We start from the raw sequence: 22,698 nt of genomic DNA, 5'->3' as shown, positions 1-22,698 counted from the left end.
ACCAAGGCGGAGTTCACCGCATCAGGTGACGGAGGTGTCATTGGGCGACGCGCCGGTCTGCCGGGGGATAGGGGAGGACCCGGACCCGGACCGCGGCCGAGATGGGGACGGGGAGGGGGCCGGGGTCTGGGACGAGGCCTGGGACGGCGATGGCGTTGGCGTTGGCGTTGGTGACGGGGTCTGTTGGGCGAACTGCTCGGCCTGCATCCGGAACATCGACGCGTACCGGCCGCCCAGCTCCAGCAGCTCCTCGTGGCCGCCCTGTTCGACGAGCCGCCCTTCGTGGAGCACGTAGATGACGTCGGCGTACCGCACGCCGGACATCCGGTGCGTGACGAGGATGACGGCGCGCTGCGGCCCGGTGAGCCCCCGGATGCTGTCGAAGGCGGCGATCTCCGCCTCCGGGTCCAGCGCCGAGGTGGGCTCGTCCACGACGATCACGCGGGCGTCCCGGAAGCGCGTCCTGGCCAGCCCGAACTTCTGCCACTGGCCGCCGGAGAGCTCCGAGGCGCCCCTGAACACCCGGGCCAGCAGGGTCTCGTAGCCGTTCGGGAGCTTCTCGACGACGCGATCGGCCCCCGCGTACCGGGCCGCGGCGACCACCTCCGCCGCCCGCTCGACCGCCTCCTCGGACCCCTCCGCCCCGGGCCGGCCGATGGCGATGTTGGTACGGGCGGTCACCGGCCACCGTTCGAAGTCCTGGGTGAGGAGCGCGACCCGGTCGAAGACCTGTTCCCGGTCGGCGTTCCGCACCTCCACCCCGTCCCAGGTCAGCGAGCCGGAATCGGGGAGGTGCAGGCCGGCGAGCAGTTTGACCAGCGTGCTCTTGCCGGACCCGTTCTCACCGACCAGTGCCACCACGGTGCCCGCCTCGATGGTGAGGGAGATCCCGTCGAGCGCGGGTTCGTCCCGGTCCGGATAGCTGAAGCGGACGTCCTCCAGCCGTACGGTGCCCAGCCGTTCGGGCAGCGGCAGCCCGCCGTCCGGGATGGCCCGCCGCCCGGCCTCGGCGACGAACCGTTCCAGGTCCCGTACGTACAGGGACTCCTCGTGCAGGGTGTTGGTGGTGGCCACCAGCGCGCCGAGGCTCGCCGACCCGGTGCGCACCGCGATCACGGCGGTGCCGGCGACGGCGAGGTCCATCCGGCCGGTGACGATGAGTGCGACCATCGCCCCGTACGTGACCAGCGCCGCGGCGCCGGACAGCGCGGCGGCGAGCAGTTCGGTGGCGGCCTTGTCCTTGGCCAGGCGGGTGGCCTCGGTCTCGGCGACCTCGGCCATGTTGCGGTAGTGGCCCAGCAGGTAGCGGCCGACGCCGTGGACCCGTACCTCGGGGGCCGACGTACGGGAGATCAGCAGCTGGCCGATCAGCCGGGCGGCCCGAACGTGCTCGACCCAGGTGATGACGGACAGGTAGCGGCGCTGCGCCACGCGCATCGCGCCCCAGCCGCGCGGGGCGGCGATCAGCAGCAGCATGGGCAGGAGCAGCGGGTGCAGCACGGTCAGCACACCGGCGGTGGCGACGAGGGAGATGATCCCGCCGAGGGTGGCCACGCAGGCGCCGACGGTACGGCGGGCCGAGGGCGGACCCCACTGGGCGCTGTCCAGCAGCCGCCGGAACTCCCCGTCCTCGATGGCTTCGAGCTCCACCTCGACGGCGGCCTTCAGGTACTGCTCGTGCGCGGCCCGTTCGATCTTGGGCTCCAGCCGCCCGGCCGCCGCCGTGGACCGGGAGGCCAGCACGGCGCCCAGTACGGCGACCAGCGCGCCCGCGGCCAGGGCCGGCATGGCTGCGTGCAGCCGCTCGGCGGGCGTGCCCGCGCCCAGGAGCGTACGGAGCACCTCGCTGAGGACGAGCAGCCCGACGGCGGAGGTGACCCCCTGCCCGGCCTCGGCGGCGGCGACGGTGAGCAGGGCGGGCCGGTCGGTGTCCCAGGCCAGCCTGAGGGTCCCGGCGACCATGCGGGGCATGGAGCGCAGGGTGGACAGGAGCCGGCCTTCCAGGCGGGCGTAGTCGTGGTTGGACCAGCCGGCGTCGTAGCGCAGGGGCCCGCCGAAGAGCCGCCGCTCGCTCGCCGAGACGGCGGGCTGGAGGGCCGTGGGCCGCTTGAGGAGCCTCATGCGCGGCCACCTCCGCCCGGTGCCGGGTCGAACACCACATGAACGTGCACGGATCGCAAGATTCCTCCCGAGGCGCTGCGGCTGCGAACTGACGCCGGAAGAACGTGGCTGTTCAGAGCGGCGTCACGGCCCGCGGGGAACGAACGCCCGCACACAGTTGCGACGCCCGCCCGGACCCCAAGCGCCGCGCGGAGACCGGGCGTTCGAACCACCCGGAGGTGTCGATGCCCCCCTTCGAGGGATTGCGCCCGAGCCCTCGCGACCGGCGGCCACGAAGGCGGCGGAGGCCGCCTCCCGGGTGGGGGAGACGGCCTCCGTGCGGTGGTGGGGGTGTCAGGGGGCGGGGACGGGGAGCGGTGCCGTGCCGAGGACGGGAACACTCCAGCGCTGCGCTGCGGAACCGCTGCAGTCCCACAGCCAGAGCTGCCGGCCCCGCGTGGTGTCGGCGTTGCCGCGGCGGCCCCGGATTGTTCGTGACGGTCCGTCGGTTGAGCCGGCGGACCGATTCACGCATCGGACGCAGGTGTTGCCCCGAGTCGATGTGTCGGGTTCGATGCTCGTGCACTGTCGTGCGGATTCAGGGAGGTTGCGGGTGGGGGAAACGGGTGCTGGGGCGGGGGGCGAGTGGGTGAGGCTGCTTGCCGCGTATGCTCCGCCGCACCCGGACGGCGACTGGTTCCAGTGCCTGTTCTGGCCCTTGCTGCGGGCCGCGGCCGAACTGCCCGTGCTCCGGGGTGTGTATCCGAGTCTCGCGCTCAACTGTCTCGTGGTGCACCACGGTCCGGACGTCTGGCGGTCAGATCCGGCGGATCGGTGGCCCGCGGTGTGTGTGGGGTCCGAGGGGGTCTACGCCGTCGTCTCGGATGCCTGGTCGAACGACGCGGAGGTGTTGTTCGAGACGGTCGATCCGGTGCTCGTCGCGGTCGAGTGGGGGAAGTTGATCGGTGTGCGTCAGGGTTCGGGGTGGGTGAAGTCGGGGCAGGGGCGTCTCGTAGGGTTCGGGGGTGAATCGAGACAACTCATCTGAATCCAGTGCCGGTCACGGCGGCGAGAGCGTCGAGGAGTTGCTGCGCGGGGTGCACGCGCGGCTGTTGCCCGTCGGGTTGATCACGCCGGAGGTCGCCGGTGGCATGCGGTACGCCCGGGTGATCGCCGACGAGCTGGTCTTCGCCTACGCCTTCGACGGGCCCACCAGCGTGCGCTCCCTCACCGACGACGACGTGGAGCGCGTCGGGATCGAGGAGTTGGGGCAGGCGGCGTACGCCAACCTGATGCGGGTGCCCGTAACGCACGAGGAGATCTCCCTGGAGGGGCATGCCACGCTGCAGTCCGTCTACGGCGACTCGCACTTCGTGGCCTCCAAGGCGCTGTACCTCGGGGAACTCGCGCGGCAGGTCACCCATGCGGCCCTGCCGTCCGCCGGCGCGCTCGTCGTCGTCCCCACCCGGCACCTGCTGGCCTTCCACCCGATAGCCGACGGCTCGGTCGTGGACGCCCTCAACGACCTGGCCATGTACGCCCTGGGCGCCTACGAGGACGGCCCCGGGCGCCTGTCGCCGCGGGTCTACTGGTGGCACCGGGGCGGTCTGACCTCCCTCACGGTCGTCGACGAGGACACGCGCACGCTGTCGCTCAAGCCGCCGCAGGAGCTGCTCGCTCTGATGAAGGGCCTGGTCCGCCTCGATCGCGCAGGCCGGATCGCCACCCCCGCCGCGGACGGAGCCGCCCCGGATCCGGTCGCACTGACGCGCGCGACCGTCGAGTCCGTGGCGCGGCTCGCGGAGGATCCGTCGGGGCTGGGTGACGTCTTCGCCTCGGCCTTGGCGTTGGCCCATGTCCGCTGCACCGCCGATCCCGTCGTGTCCGAGCTCGACACGTGGGACGCCTGGGCGACGGCCGTACGGCTCGGCTCCGCGCTGTTCACCGGATCCGAGTCGGAGCAGTGGTACCTGGGCGAGGAGAACACCCTCCGGTTGCCCGCCGCGGCCGCCGCCCCGCCCGCCGATGCCCGCGCCTGGCTCGACGCCGTCTACCTCGCGCTCACCTGCCGCGCGCACGACCGGGTGGCCCGGCTGTGCCGGGTCCCGCTGGAGACGCTGCGGGAGGACGACACCGTCGACGCCTACGTCCTGCACTGGGTCGAGACCCTGCAGACCTACCTCTCCGGCGGCACCGGCGACGCGGTCGTGGAGAAGCTGCTCGCCACCATGCAGGCGTCCCTGCCCGAGACGCTGACCCACTCCCCGGACGAGTTCGTGAACCGCGTCGACTACCAGCCGGTCGCGCTCTTCCACCGCCTCTTCACCCGGGACCACGAGGCCTTCGGGGAGGCGCTCAACGAGGCCCTCGCGGAACACGGCAGCTACTGGGCGGAGTCGGCGGCGCCGCGCGCCCGGGTGGCGCTCGGCCCGCTCGCCATGGCCTGCCTCGCCCACGACCAGGGATTCCCGATCGATCCGGAACGGCTGCCGCACCTGCCCAGGTACCTCGTCGACGGCAAGAGGATCGAGGACATCTCCTGACACACCGGCGGCGTGCCGCAGCGCGAGGTGATTGTCCGATTGAGTTAGGTTTGCCCGCGTATGTGGTGCCGATGTTCCCGGAGGGACACTCATGGCGATCGATCTGGACAAGGTGCTCGACAAGGCATGGGCCGACAAGCCGCTGGCCGACGTGCTGGCCGCTCCCGTGGCCGCGCTGAAGGGCGTCAGCGAGAAGGACGGCGAGCTGCTGCACGAGGCGTTCGGTGTCAAGACCGTCGCCGACTTCGGGCAGCTGAAGTACGTACGGTGGGCGCAGGCGCTCGTCGCGCTGAACCAGACCGTCAAGGCGTAGCCGGCCGGCGGTCCGCGTACTCGGGGTACGCGGATCCGACCGCGCGAAGGCCGTCCTTCCCACCCGCTGAAGGGGTGGGAAGGACGGCCTTCGTCGTCGACGGGTACAGCCGGCGGACTACTCCGCCTCACCTTCCAGGTTGCCCTCCGTGTCCAGGTACACCTGGCGCAGGGACTCCAGGACCTGCGGGTCCGGCTTCTCCCACATGCCGCGGGACTCCGCTTCGAGGAGGCGCTCCGCGATGCCGTGCAGGGCCCACGGGTTCGCCTCCTCCAGGAAGGCGCGGTTGACCGGGTCCAGGACGTACGTCTCGGTGAGCTTGTCGTACATCCAGTCCGCGACCACGCCCGTCGTGGCGTCGTAGCCGAAGAGGTAGTCCACCGTGGCCGCGAGCTCGAAGGCGCCCTTGTAGCCGTGGCGGCGCATCGCCTCGATCCACTTCGGGTTCACGACGCGGGCGCGGAAGACGCGGCTGGTCTCCTCCACCAGGGTGCGGGTCTTGACCGTCTCCGGGCGGGTGGAGTCGCCGATGTACGCCTCGGGGGCCGTGCCGCGCAGGGCGCGGACCGTGGCCACCATGCCGCCGTGGTACTGGAAGTAGTCGTCCGAGTCCGCGATGTCGTGCTCGCGGGTGTCCGTGTTCTTCGCCGCGACCGTGATCCGCTTGTAGGCCGTCTCCATCTCGTCCCGGGCGGGGCGTCCTTCGAGGCCGCGGCCGTAGGCGTAGCCGCCCCACACCGTGTAGACCTCCGCCAGGTCGGCGTCCGTACGCCAGTCGCGGGAGTCGATCAGCTGGAGGATGCCCGCCCCGTACGTACCCGGGCGCGAGCCGAAGATACGGGTCGTCGCGCGGCGCTCGTCACCGTGCAGGGCCAGGTCCGCCTGGGCGTGCGCGCGGACGTAGTTCTCGGACTCCGGCTCCTCCAGCGAGGCGGCGAGCCGGACCGCGTCGTCCAGCAGTCCGATCACGTGCGGGAACGCGTCGCGGAAGAAGCCCGAGATGCGCAGCGTCACGTCGATGCGGGGCCGGCCCAGCTCCACGAGCGGGATCGCCTCCAGGCCGGTGACGCGGCGCGAGGCCTCGTCCCAGACCGGGCGGATGCCGAGCAGGGCGAGGACCTCGGCGACGTCGTCGCCCGCCGTGCGCATCGCGCTCGTGCCCCACAGGGACAGGCCGACCGAGGCGGGCCACTCGCCGTTGTCGGTGCGGTAGCGGGTGAGCAGGGAGTCCGCCAGGGCCTGGCCCGTCTCCCACGCGAGGCGGGACGGGACGGCCTTCGGGTCGACCGAGTAGAAGTTGCGGCCCGTCGGCAGGACGTTGACCAGGCCGCGCAGCGGGGAGCCCGAGGGGCCGGCCGGCACGAAGCGGCCGTCCAGGGCCGCGACCACGTGGGCGATCTCGTCCGTCGTGCCGGCCAGGCGCGGAACCACCTCGCGGGCCGCGAAGGACAGCACCTCCGCGACGTCCGCCGGGTGGTCCGCCGCGACCGAGGCCACGGCGCCCGGGGCCCAGTCGGCGTCCTCCATCGCCTGGACCAGGGCGCGGGCCTGCTCCTCGACGTCGTCCGCGGAGGTACGGGTGGCCTTCGACTCGTCCAGGCCCAGCGCCTCGCGCAGGCCCGGAAGGGCCGTGGTGCCGCCCCAGATCTGGCGGGCGCGCAGGATCGCGAGGACCAGGTTGACCCGGGCCTCGCCCGTCGGGGCGCCGCCCAGGACGTGCAGGCCGTCGCGGATCTGGGCGTCCTTGACCTCGCACAGCCAGCCGTCGACGTGCAGCAGGAAGTCGTCGAAGCCGTCGTCGTCCGGGCGCTCCGCCAGACCCAGGTCGTGGTCGAGCTTCGCCGCCTGGATCAGCGTCCAGATCTGCGCGCGGATGGCCGGCAGCTTCGCCGGGTCCATCGCGGAGATCTGGGCGTACTCGTCCAGGTGCTGCTCCAGGCGCGCGATGTCGCCGTACGACTCCGCGCGCGCCATCGGCGGCACCAGGTGGTCCACCAGGGTGGCGTGCACGCGGCGCTTGGCCTGGGTGCCCTCGCCCGGGTCGTTGACCAGGAACGGGTAGACGAGGGGGAGGTCGCCGAGGGCGGCGTCGGGTGCGCACGCCGCGGACAGGCCGGCGTTCTTGCCCGGCAGCCACTCCAGGTTGCCGTGCTTGCCCAGGTGGATCATCGCGTCGGCGCCGAAGCCGCCGTCCTCCGCACGCGCCTGGATCCAGCGGTACGCGGCCAGGTAGTGGTGCGAGGGCGGCAGATCGGGGTCGTGGTAGATCGCGATCGGGTTCTCGCCGAAGCCGCGCGGCGGCTGGATGAGGATCAGGAGGTTCCCGCGGCGCAGGGCGGCCAGGACGATGTCGCCCTCGGGGTTCGCCGAGCGGTCCACGAACATGCTGCCCGGGGCCTCGCCCCAGTGCTCCTCCACGCTGCCCCGCAGCTCGGCGGGGAGCTCGGCGAACCAGCGCTTGTAGTCGGCGGCGGGGATGCGGACCGGGTTGCGGGCCAGCTGCTCTTCGGTCAGCCAGTCCTGGTCGTGGCCGCCGGCCTCGATCAGGGCGCGGATCAGCTCGTCGCCGTCGCCCGAGACCAGGCCGGGGATCTCGGGGACCGGGCCGAAGTCGTAGCCCTCGGCGATGAGGGTGCGCAGCAGCTCCACCGCGCTGGCCGGGGTGTCCAGGCCGACCGCGTTGCCGATGCGGGAGTGCTTGGTCGGGTACGCGGAGAGGACGAGGGCGATCTTCTTGTCGCGGCGCTCGATGTGGCGCAGCCGGGCGTGGCGCACGGCGATGCCGGCGACCCGGGCGGCCCGCTCGGGGTCGGCCACGTAGGCGGGCAGGCCGTCCTCGTCGAGCTCCTTGAAGGAGAACGGGACGGTGATCAGCCGGCCGTCGAACTCGGGCACGGCGACCTGCGTCGCGGCGTCCAGCGGGGAGAGGCCCTCGTCGTTCTCCTCCCAGGCGGCGCGGGAGCCCGTCAGGCACAGGGCCTGGAGGATCGGCACGCCGAGGCCGGCGAGCGCGCCCGCGTCCCAGGACTCGTCGTCGCCGCCCGCCGAGGCGGTGGCGGGCTTGGTGCCGCCCGCCGCGAGGACGGTGGTGACGACCGCGTCCGCGGAACCCAGGGCCGCGACGAGCTCCGGCTCCGGGCTGCGCAGGGAGGAGACGAAGAGGGGGACCGGCCGGGCGCCGTGGGCCTCGATGGCCTCGCAGAGCGTGTGCACGAAGCCGGTGTTGCCGCTCATCTGGTGGGCGCGGTAGTAGAGCACGGCGACCTCGGGGCCGTCCGTGCGCTGCGCGGTGCGCTCCAGGGGGCCCCAGGTGGGGGCGGCGGCGGGCGGCTCGAAGCCGTGGCCGGTGAGCAGGACGGTGTCGGAGAGGAACCGGGCCAGCTGTTCGAGGTTGGCCGGGCCGCCGTGCGCGAGGTAGGCGTGCGCCTCGGCCGCGATGCCGATCGGAACCGTGGAGGCCTCCATCAGCTGGGCGTCCGGAGCCTGTTCGCCGGTCAGGACCACGACCGGGCGGGTCTGGCCGGGGGCCAGCAGCAGGTCCAGGCCGTCCTGCCAGGCCCGCAGGCCGCCGAGGAGGCGTACGACGACCAGGTCGGCCCCGTCGAGGAGGCCGGGGAGGTCGTCGAGGGGAAGGCGGGAGGGGTTCGCGAACCGGTACGGGACGGGGGCGTCCGCCGTGTTCGCTGCGCGAGCGCTGAGCAGATCGGTGTCGGACGTCGACAGCAGCAGGATCATGCGGCGGCAGGCCTTCCTCGGGGTTTCCGCGCCCCGGGCAGTGAGGACAGCGGGAGTTCCTGACTCACCCGGCCCCATGGCTCGGCCGGGTTCACAGTGGCGGGACCGCGCCGGATTCGCACCGGGCTTCCTCCCATGTCGCCGTCCTCGGCGACGGCGGACCGTGTGGGCCGCCGGAAGGTCATCTTAGGGGCGGGTGGTCCGTGCCGGGGTGGGCGGGGCCGTGGTCGTGTGCGGTGCCCCTGCGGGGGGCTCGGCCGTGGCTTGGTCGGTGGGGCGGGCTGGTTGTGTCGGGTGTGGTGCTGCTGCGGGGGGCTCGGCCGTGGCTTGGTCGGTGGGGCGGGCTGGTTGTGTCGGGTGCGGATCCGTTGCAGGGGCTCTGCCCCCGGACCCCCGCGCCCCAAACTCCCCCGGCCACCGCTGGGTGGTACCCCCTGGCAGGGCTGGGATTTCCGGCGGTGCCCGGAGCGCGCCGGGTGACGGAGAGTGGCGGCGGACACAGTTCCGGTGAGGGGAAACGTGGGTATGCTCGCCGCCATGCCCCAGCCCCCTTCCGCCGTATCGCGGGACGAACCCGTCATACGGGACCGCGATGACGCCTGCCCCGGCGCGCTCCGGCTCCACGCGGCGGACGACGGGCACCTCGCACGCGTCCGGATCCCCGGCGGGGCGCTGACCGCGCACCAGGCCTCGCTCCTCGCGTCGGCCGCCGACCGGTTCGGCGACGGGCACCTGGAGCTCACCTCCCGCGGCAACGTGCAGCTGCGCGGCCTCGCCGACGGCTGCGGCGCCGGACTCGCCGCGCTGCTGGACGCGGCCGGGCTGCTGCCCGCGCCAGGCCACGAACGCGTACGCAACATCGTGGCCACCCCGACCTCGCAGGACGTACTGCCCTGGGTCCGCGAGCTGGACCGGCTGCTGTGCGCGAACGCCCGCGTCACCGCCCTGTCCGGCCGCTTCCTGTTCGCCCTCGACGACGGGCGCGGGGACGTGGCCGCCCTGGAACCCGACGTCACCGTCCTCGGGAGGCCCGGCGGCCGGGCGCTGGTACGCCTCGGTGCGGCCGCCGGGGCCGTGGCCGTCGCCGCACAGGACGCCCCGCGTGCCGCGCTGCTCGCCGCCGAGTACTTCCTCGATGCCGCGGACGCGGCCGGTACCCGCGCCTGGCGCCTGGCCGAACTGCCCGCCGGACACGCCCTGGACGACGCGGAGTTCACCGCCCGCCTGACCGCCGCCGGCATCGACGCGGCCCGCACCCCCGAAGTGGCCTGGCCGTACACCGCCCCGCCCCGGCCGTGGGGCCGGGGGCCGGGCCCGCGCGGCGACCTGTGCGTCCTGCCCCCGCTGGGCCGGATGACCACCGGCCAGTGGCGGGTCCTGGCCGAGGTCGCCGGTCACGGCGACGGGCTGCGGATCACCCCCTGGCGCACCGTCGTCCTCCCCGACGCCCCCCTCCGCGGCCCCGTCGACGGCCCCGCCCTGCTGGAGGAGGCGGGCCTGGTCGTGTCCGCAGGCAACCCCTGGCAGTCCGTCACCGCCTGTACCGGGCGCCCCGGTTGCGCGAAGTCCCTCGCGGACGTACGCGCCGACGCGCGCGCCCTCGTGGACCGGGCGCGCGGGCCGCTGCCCGTGCACTGGTCCGGCTGCGAGCGCCGGTGCGGCCACCCGCGGGGAACGCAGTGGGTGGACGCGCTCGCCACGGAGGACGGGTACCGGCTCTCCGTGGACGGGCGCACCCTGCCGCACGGGCCGGACCTGGCGGCCGCCCTCACGGCCGCCCGCGAGACCACCTCATCACCCCAGAGTCCGAAGCCGCAGTGAAGAAATGAGCGAGTACACCGTGTTCGAGTACGAGAAGGACGGCGCCGCGATCTACCGCCAGTCCTTTGCCACGATCCGCGCCGAGGCGGATCTCTCCGGGCTGCCCGCCTCGGTCGCCCAGGTCGCGGTGCGCATGATTCACGCCTGCGGGATGACCGACCTCCCGCAGGACCTGGGGTACACCCCCGAGGTGGTGCTGCGCGCCCGCGCCGCGCTGGAGGCGGGCGCGCCGATCCTGTGCGACGTGCAGATGGTCGCCAGCGGGGTCACCCGCAAGCGGCTGCCCGCCGACAACGAGGTGATCTGCACCCTCTCCGACCCGGCGGTCCCGGAACTCGCCGCGAAGATGGGCACCACGCGCAGCGCCGCCGCTCTCGAAGTGTGGCGCGACCGCGGCCTGTTGGAGGGCTCCGTGGTCGCCGTCGGCAACGCGCCGACCGCGCTGTTCCGGCTGCTGGAGATGATCGAGGAGGGCGCCCCGCGCCCGGCCGCCGTCATCGGCGTGCCCGTCGGCTTCATCGGCGCCGCCGAGTCCAAGGACGCCCTCGCCGCCCACCCGTCCGGCCTCGACCACCTCGTCGTGCGCGGCCGCCGGGGCGGCAGCGCCATCGCCGCGGCCGCCCTCAACGCCATCGCGAGCGTGGCCGAATGAGCGACGCGCAGCCCAAGGGCCGCCTCTACGGGGTCGGGCTCGGCCCCGGCGACCCGAACCTGATGACCCTGCGGGCCGTCGAGGTGATCGGCGAGGCGGACGTCGTCGCCTACCACAGCGCCCGCCACGGCCGGTCCATCGCCCGCTCGATCGCCGCGAAGCACCTGCGCGACAGCCACATCGAGGAACCGCTGGTCTACCCGGTCACCACCGAGACCACCGACCACCCCGGCGGCTACCAGGGCGCGATGGAGGAGTTCTACGAGGCCGCCGCCGCCCGGCTGGCCGCCCACCTGGACGCCGGCCGTACCGTCGCCGTGCTCGCGGAGGGCGACCCGCTCTTCTACAGCTCGTACATGCACATGCACAAGCGGCTCGCCGACCGGTACGACACCGAGGTCATCCCCGGCGTCACCTCCGTCAGCGCCGCCGCCGCCCGGCTCGGCACCCCGCTCGTGGAGGGCGAGGAGGTCCTGACCATCCTCCCCGGCACGCTGCCCGAGGAGGAGCTGACCGCCCGCCTCGCCGCCACCGACTCGGCGGTCGTGATGAAGCTCGGCCGGACCTTCCCCGCCGTGCGCGGCGCCATGGAGAACAGCGGCCGCCTCGCCGAGGCCCGCTACGTCGAACGCGCCACGATGGAGGGCGAGCGCACCGGACACCTCGCCGACACCGACGCCGACAGCGTGCCGTACTTCGCCGTCGCCGTGGTGCCCAGCAGAATCGGCAACCCCGGCAGCGTGCCGTCCGGCCCCGGCGAGGTCGCGGTCGTCGGCACCGGCCCGGCCGGCCCGCTGTGGCTCACCCCGCAGACCCGGCGCGCCCTCGCGGACGCCGAGGTGCTGGTCGGGTACACGACGTACCTGGACCGGGTGCCCGTCAAGCCGGGCCAGGTCCGGCACGGCTCCGACAACAAGGTGGAGTCGGAGCGCGCCGAGTTCGCGCTCGACCTCGCCCGCCGCGGGAAGCGGGTGGCCGTGGTCTCCGGCGGCGACCCGGGCGTCTTCGCCATGGCAACGGCGGTCCTGGAGGTCGCCGGGCAGGCCGAGTACAAGGACGTGCCCGTACGGGTCCTCCCGGGCGTGACCGCGGCCAACGCGGCGGCCGCCGCGGCCGGCGCCCCGCTCGGCCACGACTACGCGACGATCTCGCTGTCCGACCGGCTCAAGCCGTGGGAGGTCATCGCGGAGCGGCTGCGCGCGGCCGCCGCGGCCGACCTGGTCCTCGCCCTCTACAACCCCGGCTCGCGCAGCCGGACCTGGCAGGTGGCCCAGGCCCGCGAGCTGCTGCTGGAACTGCGCTCGCCGCAGACCCCGGTGGTCGTCGCCCGCGACGTGGGCGGCCCCGAGCAGTCGGTGCGGGTCGTCACGCTCGCCGAACTGGAGCCGTCCGAGGTCGACATGCGCACGATCCTGCTGATCGGCTCCTCGCAGACGCAGGTCACCGAGCGGCCCGACGGGTCGCGGATCACGTGGACGCCGCGCCGCTACCCGTGACGTAGCCTGACCGGACGTCGGTCCCCGGGGTGCTTTTCCCACCCCGGGACCGACGTCTTCACGCCTGCTGCCGCAGCCAGTCGAGTACCGCGGCCACCGATTCCGCCTCCGCCACGCCCTCCGGGACCGGGGGGCGGCGTACGACGAGGACCGGGATGCCGGCCTCGCGGGCGGCCGTCAGCTTGGGGGCGGTGGCCGAGCCGCCGCTGTCCTTCGTCACCAGGACGTCGATGCGGTGGCGGGCCAGCAGCTCCCGCTCGTCCTCCAGCGTGAACGGGCCCCGCGCCAGCAGGACTTCGAGGTGTGCGGGGACGGGTCCGGCCGGCGGGTCCACCGAACGCACCAGGAACCAGAGGCCGTCGAGGTCCGCGAAGGTGTGCAGGCCCATCCGGCCGGTGGTCAGGAACACCCGGTTGCCGAGGCCCGGCAACAGGTCCGCGGCCCCGTCCAGAGAGTCCGCGAACGTCCACGCGCCGCCCGGTCCGGGCTCCCAGCCGGGGCGGCGCAGCGCGAGCAGCGGAACGCCCGAAAGCGCCGCGGCCGCAGCCGCGTTGAAACTCATGCGCTCCGCGAAGGGGTGGGTGGCGTCGACCACCCGGGTGACTCCGTGCGCGCCGATCCAGGCCGCCAGACCACTCGGCCCGCCGAAGCCCCCGATCCGCGTTTCGCCCGGGGGGAGCACGGGTGAGGCGACCCGCCCCGCCAGCGAGGTCGTCACCCGGTACGAGGACTCCCGTGCCAGTGCCTCCGCGAGGCGGCGGGCCTCCGTCGTACCGCCCAGGACCAGGACGTGGGGCGGAGCTGCGTCAGCAGACATGCCGGTCGCGCTCGGGGGAGTACAGGTGGCTGTCGCGGAACTGCTCCGCGCCGAGCGTGCGGCCCACCACGATGACGGCGGTGCGGACCAGTCCCGCCTCCTTCACCTGGCCGGCGATGTCGGCCAGGGTGCCGCGCAGGATCAGCTCGTCGGGGCGGCTGGCCATCGCCACCACCGCGACCGGGCACTCGGCCCCGTAGTGCGGCAGCAGCTCGTCGACCACCCGGTCCACGTAGCGGGTGGCCAGGTGCAGGACGAGCAGCGCGCCGCTGCGGCCCAGGGTGGCCAGGTCCTCGCCGGGCGGCATGGGGGTGGCCTGCTGGGCGATCCGGGTGAGGATCACGGTCTGGCCGACGGTGGGCACCGTCAGCTCCCGCTTGAGGGCGGCGGCCGCGGCGGCGAAGGCCGGCACGCCCGGGACGACCTCGTAGGGGATGCCGGCCGCGTCCAGCCGGCGCATCTGCTCGGCGACCGCGCTGAAGATCGACGGGTCGCCGGAGTGCAGCCGCGCCACGTCCTGGCCCGCCCGGTGGGCCCGTACGCACTCGGCGACGATCTCGTCCAGGTTCAGCTGCGAGGTGTCGACGAGGCGGGCGTCCGCCGGGCACTCGGCGAGCAGCTCGCGCGGCACGAGGCTGCCCGCGTACAGGCAGACCGGGGCGGCGGCGAGGGTCCGGGCACCGCGCACCGTGATCAGGTCGGCGGCGCCGGGGCCCGCACCGATGAAGTACACGGTCATGTCTGATCCTTCTCCTTGGTGTCCGCGTCCGTCCGGGTTGCCGTCATCGGCTTCGTCACCGACCACTGGGTGACCGCCATGGCCTGCCGCCAGCCCGTGAAACCGCCCACCGGCACGGCGTGCGCGACGGCCAGCTTCACCAGGTCGCCGCCGTGGCGCCGGTAGCGCTCGGCGAGGACCGCCTCCGACTCCAGCGTGACCGTGTTGACCACCAGCCGGCCGCCGGGGGCCAGCGCCGCCCACACCGCGTCGAGCAGGCCCGGAGCGGTCAGCCCGCCGCCGATGAACACCGCGTCGGGGGCCGGCAGCCCGGTGAGCGCCTCCGGTGCGGCTCCGACGAACACGCGCAGGCCGGGCACGCCGAGCGCCGCCGCGTTGCGGGTGATCCGCGCGGCCCGCTCCGGGACGCGCTCCACGGCCACCGCCCGGCACGAGGGGTGCGTGCGCATCCACTCGATGCCGATGGAGCCGGAGCCGCCGCCGATGTCCCACAGCAGCTCGCCGGGGGCCGGGGCGAGCGCGCACAGGGTCGCGGCGCGCACGTGGCGCTTGGTGAGCTGTCCGTCGTGCTCGTAGGCGGCGTCCGGCAGGCCGGGGGTCGCGCCGAGGCGCGGCCCGTCGTGGGCCGGGTCGCGGCGGCAGTCGACGGCCACCACGTTCAGGGGGTCGCCGGGCGCGTGGTCCCAGCCGTCGGCCGTGCCCTCGTACGCGTCCTCGCGCTCGGAGCCGAGCTGTTCCAGCACCCGCATCCGGCTGGGGCCGAAGCCGTGCTCGCGCAGCAGTGCGGCGATCTCGCCCGGGGAAGCGGCTCCGGCGCTGAGCACGAGTACCCGGCGCCCGTCGTACAGCGCGGCCGCGAGCCGGGCCACGGGGCGGCCGACCACGGTGACCACCTCGGTGTCCTCCACCGGCCAGCCCAGGCGGGCGCAGGCGTAGGAGACGGACGAGGGGTGCGGGTGGACCAGCAGTGAGTGCGGCCCGAGCTCCTCGGCGAGGGCGCGGCCGATCCCGTAGAACATCGGATCGCCGCTGGCCAGCACCGTGATCCGGCGCCCGGCGTGCTCGGCCACCAGCTTCGGCACGGCCGGCCGCAGCGGGCTCGGCCACGCCACCCGCTGCCCGGGGCACTCGGCGGAGGGCAGCAGGTCCAGCTGGCGCGGCCCGCCGATCAGTACCTCGGCCGAGGACAGTGACGACCGCGCGGCGGCGGTGAGCCCGGCCCACCCGTCGGCGCCGAGGCCGACGACCGTCACGGGTATGGGGGGCGGTGCGGAGCTCACTGCGCTGTACCTCGGGGCGGGAAGGGGAAAGAGGGCGGACCCGCAGCCTACTGGCCTGCGGCTGCGCCGCCCACGCCCACCCTCGCGAGTACTGATCCGGAGCCAGTGCTGCGGCCCGGGCACCCGACGTGAGCCCGTCCGCCCCCGGGGCGCCCCCGGGCGCCCCACCACGTGCCTACCCCGCACCCGCCCGCCGGTGGAGACTCCTCGCCATGGACGACGACGCTGCGGACAACCACCCACGACCCGTCGCCGGCGGCGCCCCGGCATGTCGCCGACCGCCGCGTGGGCGCCGGCACGATGACGTCCACGGTCGGTCGACCGGGCCGAGTTCCCCGTCGCGGACGCCCGCGCCGGTGTGCCCGAGGGCGGTGGCGCCCGCCCGCAGCGGTCAGGCCGGGTCGGGGCGGAGGGAGCGCCAGATGTGGTCGGGGAGGTGGCGGGCGGCTTCGGCGAGGTCGATCTCGTAGGTGCTGGAGAGCCAGCGCCGGGCCGCCTCGGTGAGCGGGCCCATGACCAGGACCTCGATCACGGGTGCGGGGAGCGGGGCGATCTCGCCGCGCCGTATGCGCACCTCCAGCCACGTCATGATGGCCGCGAACTTCTCCGCCCTGGCCGCCCCGATCTCCTCGGCGTGCGCCACCAGGTAGCCCGAGTAGGCGGAGGCGTGCAGGAACAGTGCGACGTCCCGGTGCTCGCGGGTGAAGTCCAGGTACGACGCCACCCACTTGTGCACCCCGGTCCGGGCGGCGCGGCACCGGGTGAGGGCGGCGACCATTTCGTCGCACAGCTCGTCCATGCAGCGGATGTAGAGCGCGGCGGCCAGGCCGTCGAAGCTGCCGAAGTGGTGGTAGAGGCTGCCGAGGCTGACCCCGCTGGCCGAGACGATCGCGTTCACCGTGAAGCCCTGTTGGCCGGACTCCGCGAACACCCGCAGTGCGGTGGTCAGCAGCAGGTCGACGGTGGCCTCGCCGCGTTGTTGCTTGGGAGACATGGGCCGGTCCCGTCGGGGTGCGTTCGGTGTGCGTGGTGCCGCGATGCGGAATCTGCGCCCCGAGCCTAGCAATCCCCGGAAATGGCCGGACCTTTACGCAAAAGGAGCGGGTCAGGGCTGGGTGGAGCGTTCGTAGAGGGCGCGTATGCCGTCGCCGAACCAGATGCTGTACGAGGTCTCGTCGTCGCCGCCCCCGTCGCGTCCGCCGATCACCCCGATGAGGGTGTGCCCGTCGGTCAGCACCGGGCCGCCGCTGGTCCCGTTGGGCACGTCCGCGCAGTCCAGCCGCAGCTGCGTCGGACCGGCCGGGCGGGCCGTGGTCCGGCAGTCCAGCGGCCGCTCGGAGAAGTTCGGGTAGCCCACGAGCCGTGCGGGCACGGGCAGTTCGGTCCCGAAGGCGATCGTCTTGCCGCCGGTGACGTCCTCCAGCCGCTGGCCGGGGTATCCGGGCCGGCGCAGCCGGAGGAACGCGATGTCGTAGTCGGGGTCCTGGTCCGCGGTCCAGCGCGGGTCCACGTCGATCCGGGTGGGCACCCAGACGCCGTACGGTGCGACCCCGTTCCGGTAGGCGGGGGCGAAGGCGAGGTTGGTGCGGAAGCCGCCGCCGTGGACGCAGTGGGCGGCGGTGGCGACGAGGTCGCCGCCGGGGGAGTGGACCACGACGCCCGAGCAGTGGTGGTCGGGGTCGCCGTCGTTGCCGGGGGAGAAGAGCGCGCCGATCGCGGGTTCGGCCGGGGCGGGGCGGGCCTCCAGCGGATCGGAGGGCTCCCAGCCGCCGGAGCGCCAGTCCACCGCACCGCTCCCGGCGAAGACCTTGCCGTCCGTGGGGGGTTCCAGCTCCTCGCGGACGATCCCGTCGAGCACGGCCGACGCCGTCCGGTCGGCACGCTCGGGGTCCTGCCGGTAGACGCCCCGCGCCGGATCGCCGTCGGCGCGGTTCGCGGCGATGCCGCGCAGCTCCCAGGCGACGTACCCGGCCCCCGCGAGGACCAGGGTGCACACGAGGCCGACGGCCACGCCGCCCCGTGCCGCGGTCCGGCCCCGCTCCCGCCCCTCGACCCTGCTGGACATGTGGCCCCTCCCGCCCCGCGTACGCGTCCGCCTCTCGGTTCGATGGGGGGAGCGCGGCCCGGGTTCCGAGGTCGGGACGTGTTCGTCCTCACAACCGATCCTACCGTCGTGTGCATGTCATGGATTGGCCTTCCGGGCGTCACCCGACCGCCCTACGCTCCGGGCGACTTGAGCCGCGAACGAACCGACGGGAGCCCGGAACGGGACTGCGCAGCCGGACGGGGGCCGCGGTGCGCGCCGCACTGGCCGCCCTCACCCTCACCCTCGCGCTGGGGGCGACGCCCGCCGGCGCGTCCGCCGCCGACCCGCCCCGCGGACCACCGGCGGGCTCCCGTACGCCGGTTCCACCGGGGTCGGCGTGCACCACTCCGCCGACTGGTACCCCCTGCGCCAGGTCCTGGCCACCGTCGTCCCGCGCGGCCGCTGACCCGGCCCGCCCCGAAACCGGATGCGGGAAACGCCTCCGGTTGAAAGGCTGACGGGATGGACGACCTGGCGCAGAACGCATCCCCCGACGGCATCCCCGGCCGGTTCACCACACCGGTCGGGCCGCAACTCCTGCGCGGCGCACTGGAAGTGGAACGCACCGACCACGGCGTCCTGCCATACCGGCTGCCCGCCTGGGCCCGCCGCCAGGCCCCCGCCGAGCTCACCGAGGTCGTGGCGCAGCCCGCCGGCGTGCGGCTGGCCTTCCGCACCAGGGCCACCGCCGTCGAACTGGACGTCCTCGCCACGACGACGGTCTACCGCGGCGCCCCGCAGCCCCCGGACGCCGTGTACGAGCTGCTGGTCGACGGCCGCCCGGCCGGCCGGGCCGTCGCCGACGGCGGCAACGTCCGTACGGTCGACCTCACCACCTGGGCCGAGGTCCTCACCCCGGGGCTGCCCGGCACCGTCCGGTTCACCGGGCTGGCCGACACGGCGAAGGACATCGAGATCTGGCTGCCGTACCGGGGGATCCACGAACTCATCGCCCTGCGCACCGACGCCCCCGTCGAGCCGGCGCCGGACCCCGGCCGGCGCGTCTGGCTGCACCACGGCAGCTCGATCAGCCACGGCTCGAACGCCGACGGCCCGACCGGCACCTGGCCGGCGCTGGCCGCCGCCCGAGCCGGAGTGGAACTGGTCAACCTCGGCTTCAGCGGCAACGCCCTGCTCGACCCGTTCACCGCACGGACCATGCGGGACACCCCCGCCGACCTCATCAGCGTCAAGATCGGCATCAACCTCGTCAACCACGACGTGATGCGCCTGCGCGCCTTCACCTCCGCGGTCCACGGCTTCCTCGACACCCTCCGAGAAGGACACCCCACCACGCCGGTCCTGGTCGTCTCCCCGCTCCACTGCCCGATCCACGAGGACACCCCGGGCCCGGCCGCCGCCGACCTCGGCGACGGCAGGCTGCGCTTCCGCGCCCTCGGCGACCCGGCGGAGGCCGCCCACGGGCGGCTGACCCTGCGCGTCGTCCGCGACGAGCTCGCCCGCATCACCGCGGCGCGCGCCGCCGACGACCCCCACCTGCACCACCTCGACGGGCGCGCCCTGTACGGCGAGGCCGACTTCGCCGAGTTCCCGCTGCCCGACGACCTCCACCCGGACGCCGCCGGCCACCGCCGCATCGGCGAGAACTTCGCCGCACACGCCTTCGGCTCCGCCTGGGCCCGGTGACGCTTCGGGGGTGTCCGGCGGATCAGGGTCGGACACCCCCCAACCCGCCGTTCCCTACCCCCTGCCGAGCGCTCGGCGCTATCGTGCCGGGGCGGAGGGGCGACTGCACGAGGGGGGCGGGGCGGCGATGCGTTTTCTCTTTGTCCACGGCACGGGGGTACGGCGCGAGCGGCACGACCGGCTCTTCGCCCTGGTCCGCGAGCGGCTGACGGCCAGATTCCCCGACGCCGCCGTCGACTCCTGCTACTGGGGCGACCGCTTCGGGGCGACCCTCGGCGCCGGCGGCCGGTCCGTGCCCGGGCTGAAGCCCGCGCCGGGAGCCGCACCGGACGCGCCCGACGAGATCGACGCGATCGACGCCGAGACGGCCGAGTGGGCCCTGTTGCTCGCCGACCCGCTGTGCGAACTCCGGGTCCTCGCCGAGGCCGGCTGGCCCGCCGGGGCCGGGGGCGCGGACGACGCCGCGGACGACGACCCCTTCGCGATGCCCGGCGTACAGGCCGCCGGGATCCGGGTGCTCGCGACTCTGGCCGCCTTACCCCCGGCGCCGCCCCACCCCGGCGACGAACTCGGCGCCCTGCTGCACGGCACCGGCCTCGCCGCGGACTTCCCCGCCGCCCTGGACGCCGCCGCCCGCTCCGCCGAGGCGGCCCGCGCCGCGGAACGCGCCACCGGAGACCCGCAGGCGCGCGAGCTGGCCACCGCCCTCGCCCGGGCCGTGGCCGCCGACGCGCTCGCCGCCGCCGGAGCCGAGGCCGACTGCACCGGCGCCGAACGCGACCGCCTCGTCGAACTGCTCACCACCCGCCTCGGCGGCGACGCCCGGGTGCCCGGCGCCCGCGCGGCCGCCTTCCTCGGCCGGCTCGCCCTGCGGGTCACCACCCAGCCCCTGCTCAACGCCCGGCGCGGCTCCCTCACCGTCGGGGCCACCCCCGCGCTCGGCGACATCCTGCGCTACCAGGCCCGGGGCCACGACCTGCGCCAGTTCCTGCACGCCCGGATCACCGCGGCCCCCGGACCGACCGTGCTCATCGGCCACAGCCTCGGCGGGATCGCCCTCGTGGACCTCCTCGCCCTCGCCGCCGCCCGCGGTGAGGCCGTCCCCGGCACGGAACTGCTCGTCACCGTCGGCTCCCAGGCCCCCTTCCTCTACGAGCTCGGCGCCCTGACCGCGCTCGAACCGGGCGCGAAACTCCCGTACGGCTTCCCGCGCTGGCTCAACGTCTACGACCGCCAGGACGTGCTCTCCTACCTCGCCGGGCCCGTCTTCCCCGGCGACCCCCGCATCACCGACCACGAGATCGGCAGCCGCCAGCCCTTCCCCGCCTGCCACAGCGCCTACTGGAAACAGGACGCCCTCTACGAACGGATCGAACAGGCGGTGGCCGAAGCGGAGATCGGGTGACCCCCGCCGACTTCCTGCCCCCGGCCCTCGGCCCGCAGCGCACCTTCGCGCTCGTCGCCGGCGTCGAGCGCTACGAGATCAGCCACCGCTGGAACCTGCGCGGCCCGGCCCGCGACGCCCTGCGCTTCGCCCAGTGGCTGACCGGCCCCGCCCGGGTGCCGCCCGGCAACCTCAGGCTCCTGCTGTCCCCGCTCGACGACCCCGACGCCCTCGACTGGCCGGACTCCCCGGCCATGGCCGCCCTGCGGGCCGCGTACCGGCCGGCGACCGAGGAGAACGTCAAGGCGGCGCTGCTCGACGAACTCCCGCAGTGCGACGGCGACCTGCTGTGGATCTTCTGGGCCGGTCACGGCTACCTCGGGCCGCGCCAGGAGCTGATGCTGCCCTGCGCCGACGCCCGTCCCAGCCAGATCCGGCACCTCAACCTCGATTCGGCCCTGCGCTGGTGGCGCACCGACCTCGTCAAACACCGCAGCTTCCCGCTCCAGGCCGCACTCGTCGACTCCTGCCGGGTCGACGCGCCCCGCGACGCCCGGTGGAACTTCGGCAGCACCGACTACGGCGGCGGGAGCTCGGTGCCGGGACGCCGGCAGTTCCGGCTCTACGCCTCCCGCGAGGGCGAGGCCGCGCAGAACGACGCCGAGCGCGGCGCGGGCCGCTTCACCGAGGCCCTCCTCACGGAACTCGGCCCACGCTCCGTACGGGAGAGCGTCAGCGGGCTGCCGGCCGCCGCCCGCAGCATCCACCGCACCTTCCAGGACCTGCGCGAGCGCGGCGAGGGCTGGCAGCTCCCGCAGTTCCTCGTGGACCGGGACTGGGACGCCTGCTCCTTCCTCGACGACGACCTGACCGCCCCCGCGCCGCCCGGAGCGGCCCGGCTCGACCAGCAGGCATGGGACGGACTGGGCGAGCTCTTCGAAGGCCGCGAACTGCCGCGCTGCGCCTACGAGGCCTACGCATGGGCGTTCAAGGCGGCCGGCTGCACCACCCCGGTCGGCGGCGGCCTGCCGGGCGACGGTCTCCTGGAAGTGGTCCAGGACCTGGACGAACGCCAGGGCGGGCGCGGCGGGATGCCGCTGGCCGTGCCCTTCGTACGGTTCCTCGCGGACCGGGCCGGCACCGCGGGCGACACGGCGTGGGCGGGCCGGCTGAAGGACTGGGTGTCCACCACCCGCGAGCGGCTCGCCCTGCCGGTGCTGCCCCCGCCCCCGCCGCCGGCGCGCACGACGGTCGTGCACGTCGGGCTGGAGCCGCCGCCGGACGGCGGCCCCGGCTTCCGGGCCCGGATGTGGCTGAGCGGGGAACGCACCGAGCAGATATGGGAGTCGGAAGGCGCACCCGTGCGGCTGGACGCCGTACGGGAGGAACTCCTGCGCCAGCTCGCCCTCGTCGGCGCGGCGCCGGCCGACGGCGGCGAGGCCGGGCCGCGGACCCGGGGAGGCGTCGACCGCATCGAGTTCCACGTGCCGTACGAGCTGCTCGACACCGACTTCGACCAGTGGCCGGTGCCCCGCGGCCCGGCCGGCCGGCACCGCGCCCTCGGCCTGCTCCACCAGGTCGTGGTGCGCTGCCCGCAGGAACGCCTCGACACCCGCGCCGAGTGGCGGACCAGCTGGCGCTGGCTGTGCACCCGGGGCGGCCGGCACCCCGAGGCCGTCCGGGTGGTGCAGGAGGCCGAGGTCACGGACGCGCTGGGGATGGAGCTGGCCGAGCGGCCGGCACCCGCGTGCGTCCTGGCCCACACCACCGCCGCCCCGCACGCGGGACTGCTGGAGGCCGTGCTCGAAGGCGGTGTCCCGGTCGCGGTGTGGCGGCGCGGGGGCGGAGCGCCGGCGCCCCCGCTCCTCGACCTGCTCGCACCGGCCGGGCCCGACGGGCGACCGGACCCCGGCGCACTGGACGTACTGGCCCTGCCCGCGCGCGTGCGGGAAGTGCGCCGGGCGGCCGCCGGAGCCGCCGCGGGCGCCCAACGCGCCGCACAACAACCCGCAGGGGAAGACCAGTTGGTGCTCCTGTGGGACGATCCCGACGACATACCGGGCTTCCGGTCCCTGGCCTGACCCC

Annotated in this window: 16 protein-coding genes and 1 riboswitch; of the genes, 9 read left to right on the top strand and 7 right to left on the bottom strand. The window is 74.6% G+C overall.

The genetic code is table 11. The annotated features are described in order from the left end of the window. Positions 1-21: 21 nt before the first annotated feature. Positions 22-2,121, bottom strand: coding sequence for an ABC transporter ATP-binding protein (locus OHA91_RS09070; RefSeq protein WP_328739007.1), 2,100 nt, complete (start codon positions 2,119-2,121; stop codon positions 22-24). Positions 2,122-2,749: 628 nt separating this feature from the next. Between OHA91_RS09070 and OHA91_RS09065 the strand changes: the two genes are divergently transcribed. From OHA91_RS09065 to OHA91_RS09055, 3 genes are all read left to right on the top strand, one after another. Beyond that, a complete protein-coding gene (locus OHA91_RS09065; protein WP_328739006.1) occupies positions 2,750-3,148 on the top strand; it encodes a hypothetical protein in 399 nt (132 codons plus the stop codon). Continuing rightward, on the top strand, positions 3,126-4,643 hold the full coding sequence (locus OHA91_RS09060; RefSeq protein ID WP_328739005.1) for an immunity 49 family protein: 1,518 nt from the start codon (positions 3,126-3,128) through the stop codon (positions 4,641-4,643). Before OHA91_RS09065 ends, OHA91_RS09060 begins: the two co-directional genes overlap by 23 nt. A 91-nt stretch (positions 4,644-4,734) precedes the next feature. Continuing rightward, positions 4,735-4,956, top strand: a complete 222-nt coding sequence (locus OHA91_RS09055) for a hypothetical protein (protein ID WP_031152000.1) — start codon at positions 4,735-4,737, stop codon at positions 4,954-4,956. A 117-nt stretch (positions 4,957-5,073) separates the two neighbouring features. Here OHA91_RS09055 and cobN read toward each other — a convergent pair whose 3' ends face one another. Next, positions 5,074-8,691: a cobaltochelatase subunit CobN gene (cobN, locus tag OHA91_RS09050; RefSeq protein ID WP_031152002.1), complete on the bottom strand. Its 3,618-nt coding sequence runs from the start codon at positions 8,689-8,691 to the stop codon at positions 5,074-5,076. Positions 8,692-8,731: 40 nt separating this feature from the next. After that, positions 8,732-8,859, bottom strand: a riboswitch (cobalamin riboswitch). Between the two features lie 369 nt (positions 8,860-9,228). On the opposite strand from cobN, the gene OHA91_RS09045 reads away from it, so the two are divergent. From OHA91_RS09045 to OHA91_RS09035, 3 genes are read left to right on the top strand one after another with little or no spacing between them, the layout of a single operon-like run. Then, a complete protein-coding gene (locus tag OHA91_RS09045; protein WP_266493036.1) occupies positions 9,229-10,512 on the top strand; it encodes a cobalamin biosynthesis protein CobG in 1,284 nt (427 codons plus the stop codon). Positions 10,513-10,516: 4 nt separating this feature from the next. After that, entirely contained in the window at positions 10,517-11,164 is a 648-nt protein-coding gene (locus tag OHA91_RS09040; protein ID WP_031152007.1) for a precorrin-8X methylmutase, read from the top strand. Further along, the gene (locus OHA91_RS09035; RefSeq protein WP_328739004.1) at positions 11,161-12,660 is read left to right on the top strand and encodes a precorrin-2 C(20)-methyltransferase; all 1,500 of its coding nucleotides are present in this window, start codon (positions 11,161-11,163) and stop codon (positions 12,658-12,660) included. Before OHA91_RS09040 ends, OHA91_RS09035 begins: the two co-directional genes overlap by 4 nt. Positions 12,661-12,718: 58 nt before the next feature. On the opposite strand, the gene OHA91_RS09030 is transcribed toward OHA91_RS09035, so the two are convergent. From OHA91_RS09030 to OHA91_RS09010, 5 genes are all read right to left on the bottom strand, one after another. Beyond that, entirely contained in the window at positions 12,719-13,477 is a 759-nt protein-coding gene (locus OHA91_RS09030) for a cobalt-precorrin-6A reductase (protein WP_328739003.1), read from the bottom strand. Beyond that, positions 13,467-14,216 carry a precorrin-4 C(11)-methyltransferase gene (gene cobM, locus OHA91_RS09025; protein WP_031152013.1) on the bottom strand — a complete coding sequence of 250 codons (750 nt, stop codon included), beginning with the start codon at positions 14,214-14,216 and terminating at the stop codon, positions 13,467-13,469. The genes OHA91_RS09030 and cobM overlap by 11 nt, the downstream gene beginning before the upstream one ends. Beyond that, complete coding sequence (gene cbiE / locus OHA91_RS09020; RefSeq protein ID WP_328739002.1) at positions 14,213-15,496, bottom strand: precorrin-6y C5,15-methyltransferase (decarboxylating) subunit CbiE; 1,284 nt, start codon at positions 15,494-15,496, stop codon at positions 14,213-14,215. The genes cobM and cbiE overlap by 4 nt, the downstream gene beginning before the upstream one ends. 391 nt (positions 15,497-15,887) lie before the next feature. Beyond that, complete coding sequence (locus tag OHA91_RS09015) at positions 15,888-16,490, bottom strand: TetR/AcrR family transcriptional regulator (protein WP_328739001.1); 603 nt, start codon at positions 16,488-16,490, stop codon at positions 15,888-15,890. A gap of 111 nt (positions 16,491-16,601) precedes the next feature. Continuing rightward, positions 16,602-17,561, bottom strand: a complete 960-nt coding sequence (locus OHA91_RS09010; protein ID WP_328739000.1) for a trypsin-like serine peptidase — start codon at positions 17,559-17,561, stop codon at positions 16,602-16,604. Positions 17,562-18,044: 483 nt separating this feature from the next. Between OHA91_RS09010 and OHA91_RS09005 the strand changes: the two genes are divergently transcribed. The 3 genes from OHA91_RS09005 to OHA91_RS08995 all read left to right on the top strand — a co-directional run bounded on the left by OHA91_RS09005 (position 18,045) and on the right by OHA91_RS08995 (position 22,694). Beyond that, a complete protein-coding gene (locus OHA91_RS09005) occupies positions 18,045-19,229 on the top strand; it encodes a GDSL-type esterase/lipase family protein (RefSeq protein WP_051893229.1) in 1,185 nt (394 codons plus the stop codon). A 127-nt stretch (positions 19,230-19,356) separates the two neighbouring features. Continuing rightward, the gene (locus tag OHA91_RS09000; RefSeq protein WP_328738999.1) at positions 19,357-20,634 is read left to right on the top strand and encodes a hypothetical protein; all 1,278 of its coding nucleotides are present in this window, start codon (positions 19,357-19,359) and stop codon (positions 20,632-20,634) included. Further along, the gene (locus OHA91_RS08995; RefSeq protein ID WP_328738998.1) at positions 20,631-22,694 is read left to right on the top strand and encodes a VMAP-C domain-containing protein; all 2,064 of its coding nucleotides are present in this window, start codon (positions 20,631-20,633) and stop codon (positions 22,692-22,694) included. Before OHA91_RS09000 ends, OHA91_RS08995 begins: the two co-directional genes overlap by 4 nt. Positions 22,695-22,698 lie beyond the last annotated feature (4 nt).

It is taken from the genome of Streptomyces erythrochromogenes (genome assembly GCF_036170895.1).
In the GTDB taxonomy this organism is placed as follows: domain Bacteria; phylum Actinomycetota; class Actinomycetes; order Streptomycetales; family Streptomycetaceae; genus Streptomyces; species Streptomyces erythrochromogenes.
Note: the sequence above shows the minus strand (reverse complement) of the source record. Positions and strands in the feature narration are given on the sequence as shown.

Coding starts and splice junctions, on each gene's coding strand:
- OHA91_RS09070 (WP_328739007.1), bottom strand. CDS start 2,121: ATGAGGCTCCTCAAGCGGCCCACGGCCCTCCAGCCCGCCGTCTCGGCG.
- OHA91_RS09055 (WP_031152000.1), top strand. CDS start 4,735: ATGGCGATCGATCTGGACAAGGTGCTCGACAAGGCATGGGCCGACAAG.
- cobN (WP_031152002.1), bottom strand. CDS start 8,691: ATGATCCTGCTGCTGTCGACGTCCGACACCGATCTGCTCAGCGCTCGC.
- OHA91_RS09045 (WP_266493036.1), top strand. CDS start 9,229: ATGCCCCAGCCCCCTTCCGCCGTATCGCGGGACGAACCCGTCATACGG.
- OHA91_RS09040 (WP_031152007.1), top strand. CDS start 10,517: ATGAGCGAGTACACCGTGTTCGAGTACGAGAAGGACGGCGCCGCGATC.
- OHA91_RS09035 (WP_328739004.1), top strand. CDS start 11,161: ATGAGCGACGCGCAGCCCAAGGGCCGCCTCTACGGGGTCGGGCTCGGC.
- OHA91_RS09030 (WP_328739003.1), bottom strand. CDS start 13,477: ATGTCTGCTGACGCAGCTCCGCCCCACGTCCTGGTCCTGGGCGGTACG.
- cobM (WP_031152013.1), bottom strand. CDS start 14,216: ATGACCGTGTACTTCATCGGTGCGGGCCCCGGCGCCGCCGACCTGATC.
- OHA91_RS09015 (WP_328739001.1), bottom strand. CDS start 16,490: ATGTCTCCCAAGCAACAACGCGGCGAGGCCACCGTCGACCTGCTGCTG.
- OHA91_RS09010 (WP_328739000.1), bottom strand. CDS start 17,561: ATGTCCAGCAGGGTCGAGGGGCGGGAGCGGGGCCGGACCGCGGCACGG.
- OHA91_RS09005 (WP_051893229.1), top strand. CDS start 18,045: ATGGACGACCTGGCGCAGAACGCATCCCCCGACGGCATCCCCGGCCGG.
- OHA91_RS09000 (WP_328738999.1), top strand. CDS start 19,357: ATGCGTTTTCTCTTTGTCCACGGCACGGGGGTACGGCGCGAGCGGCAC.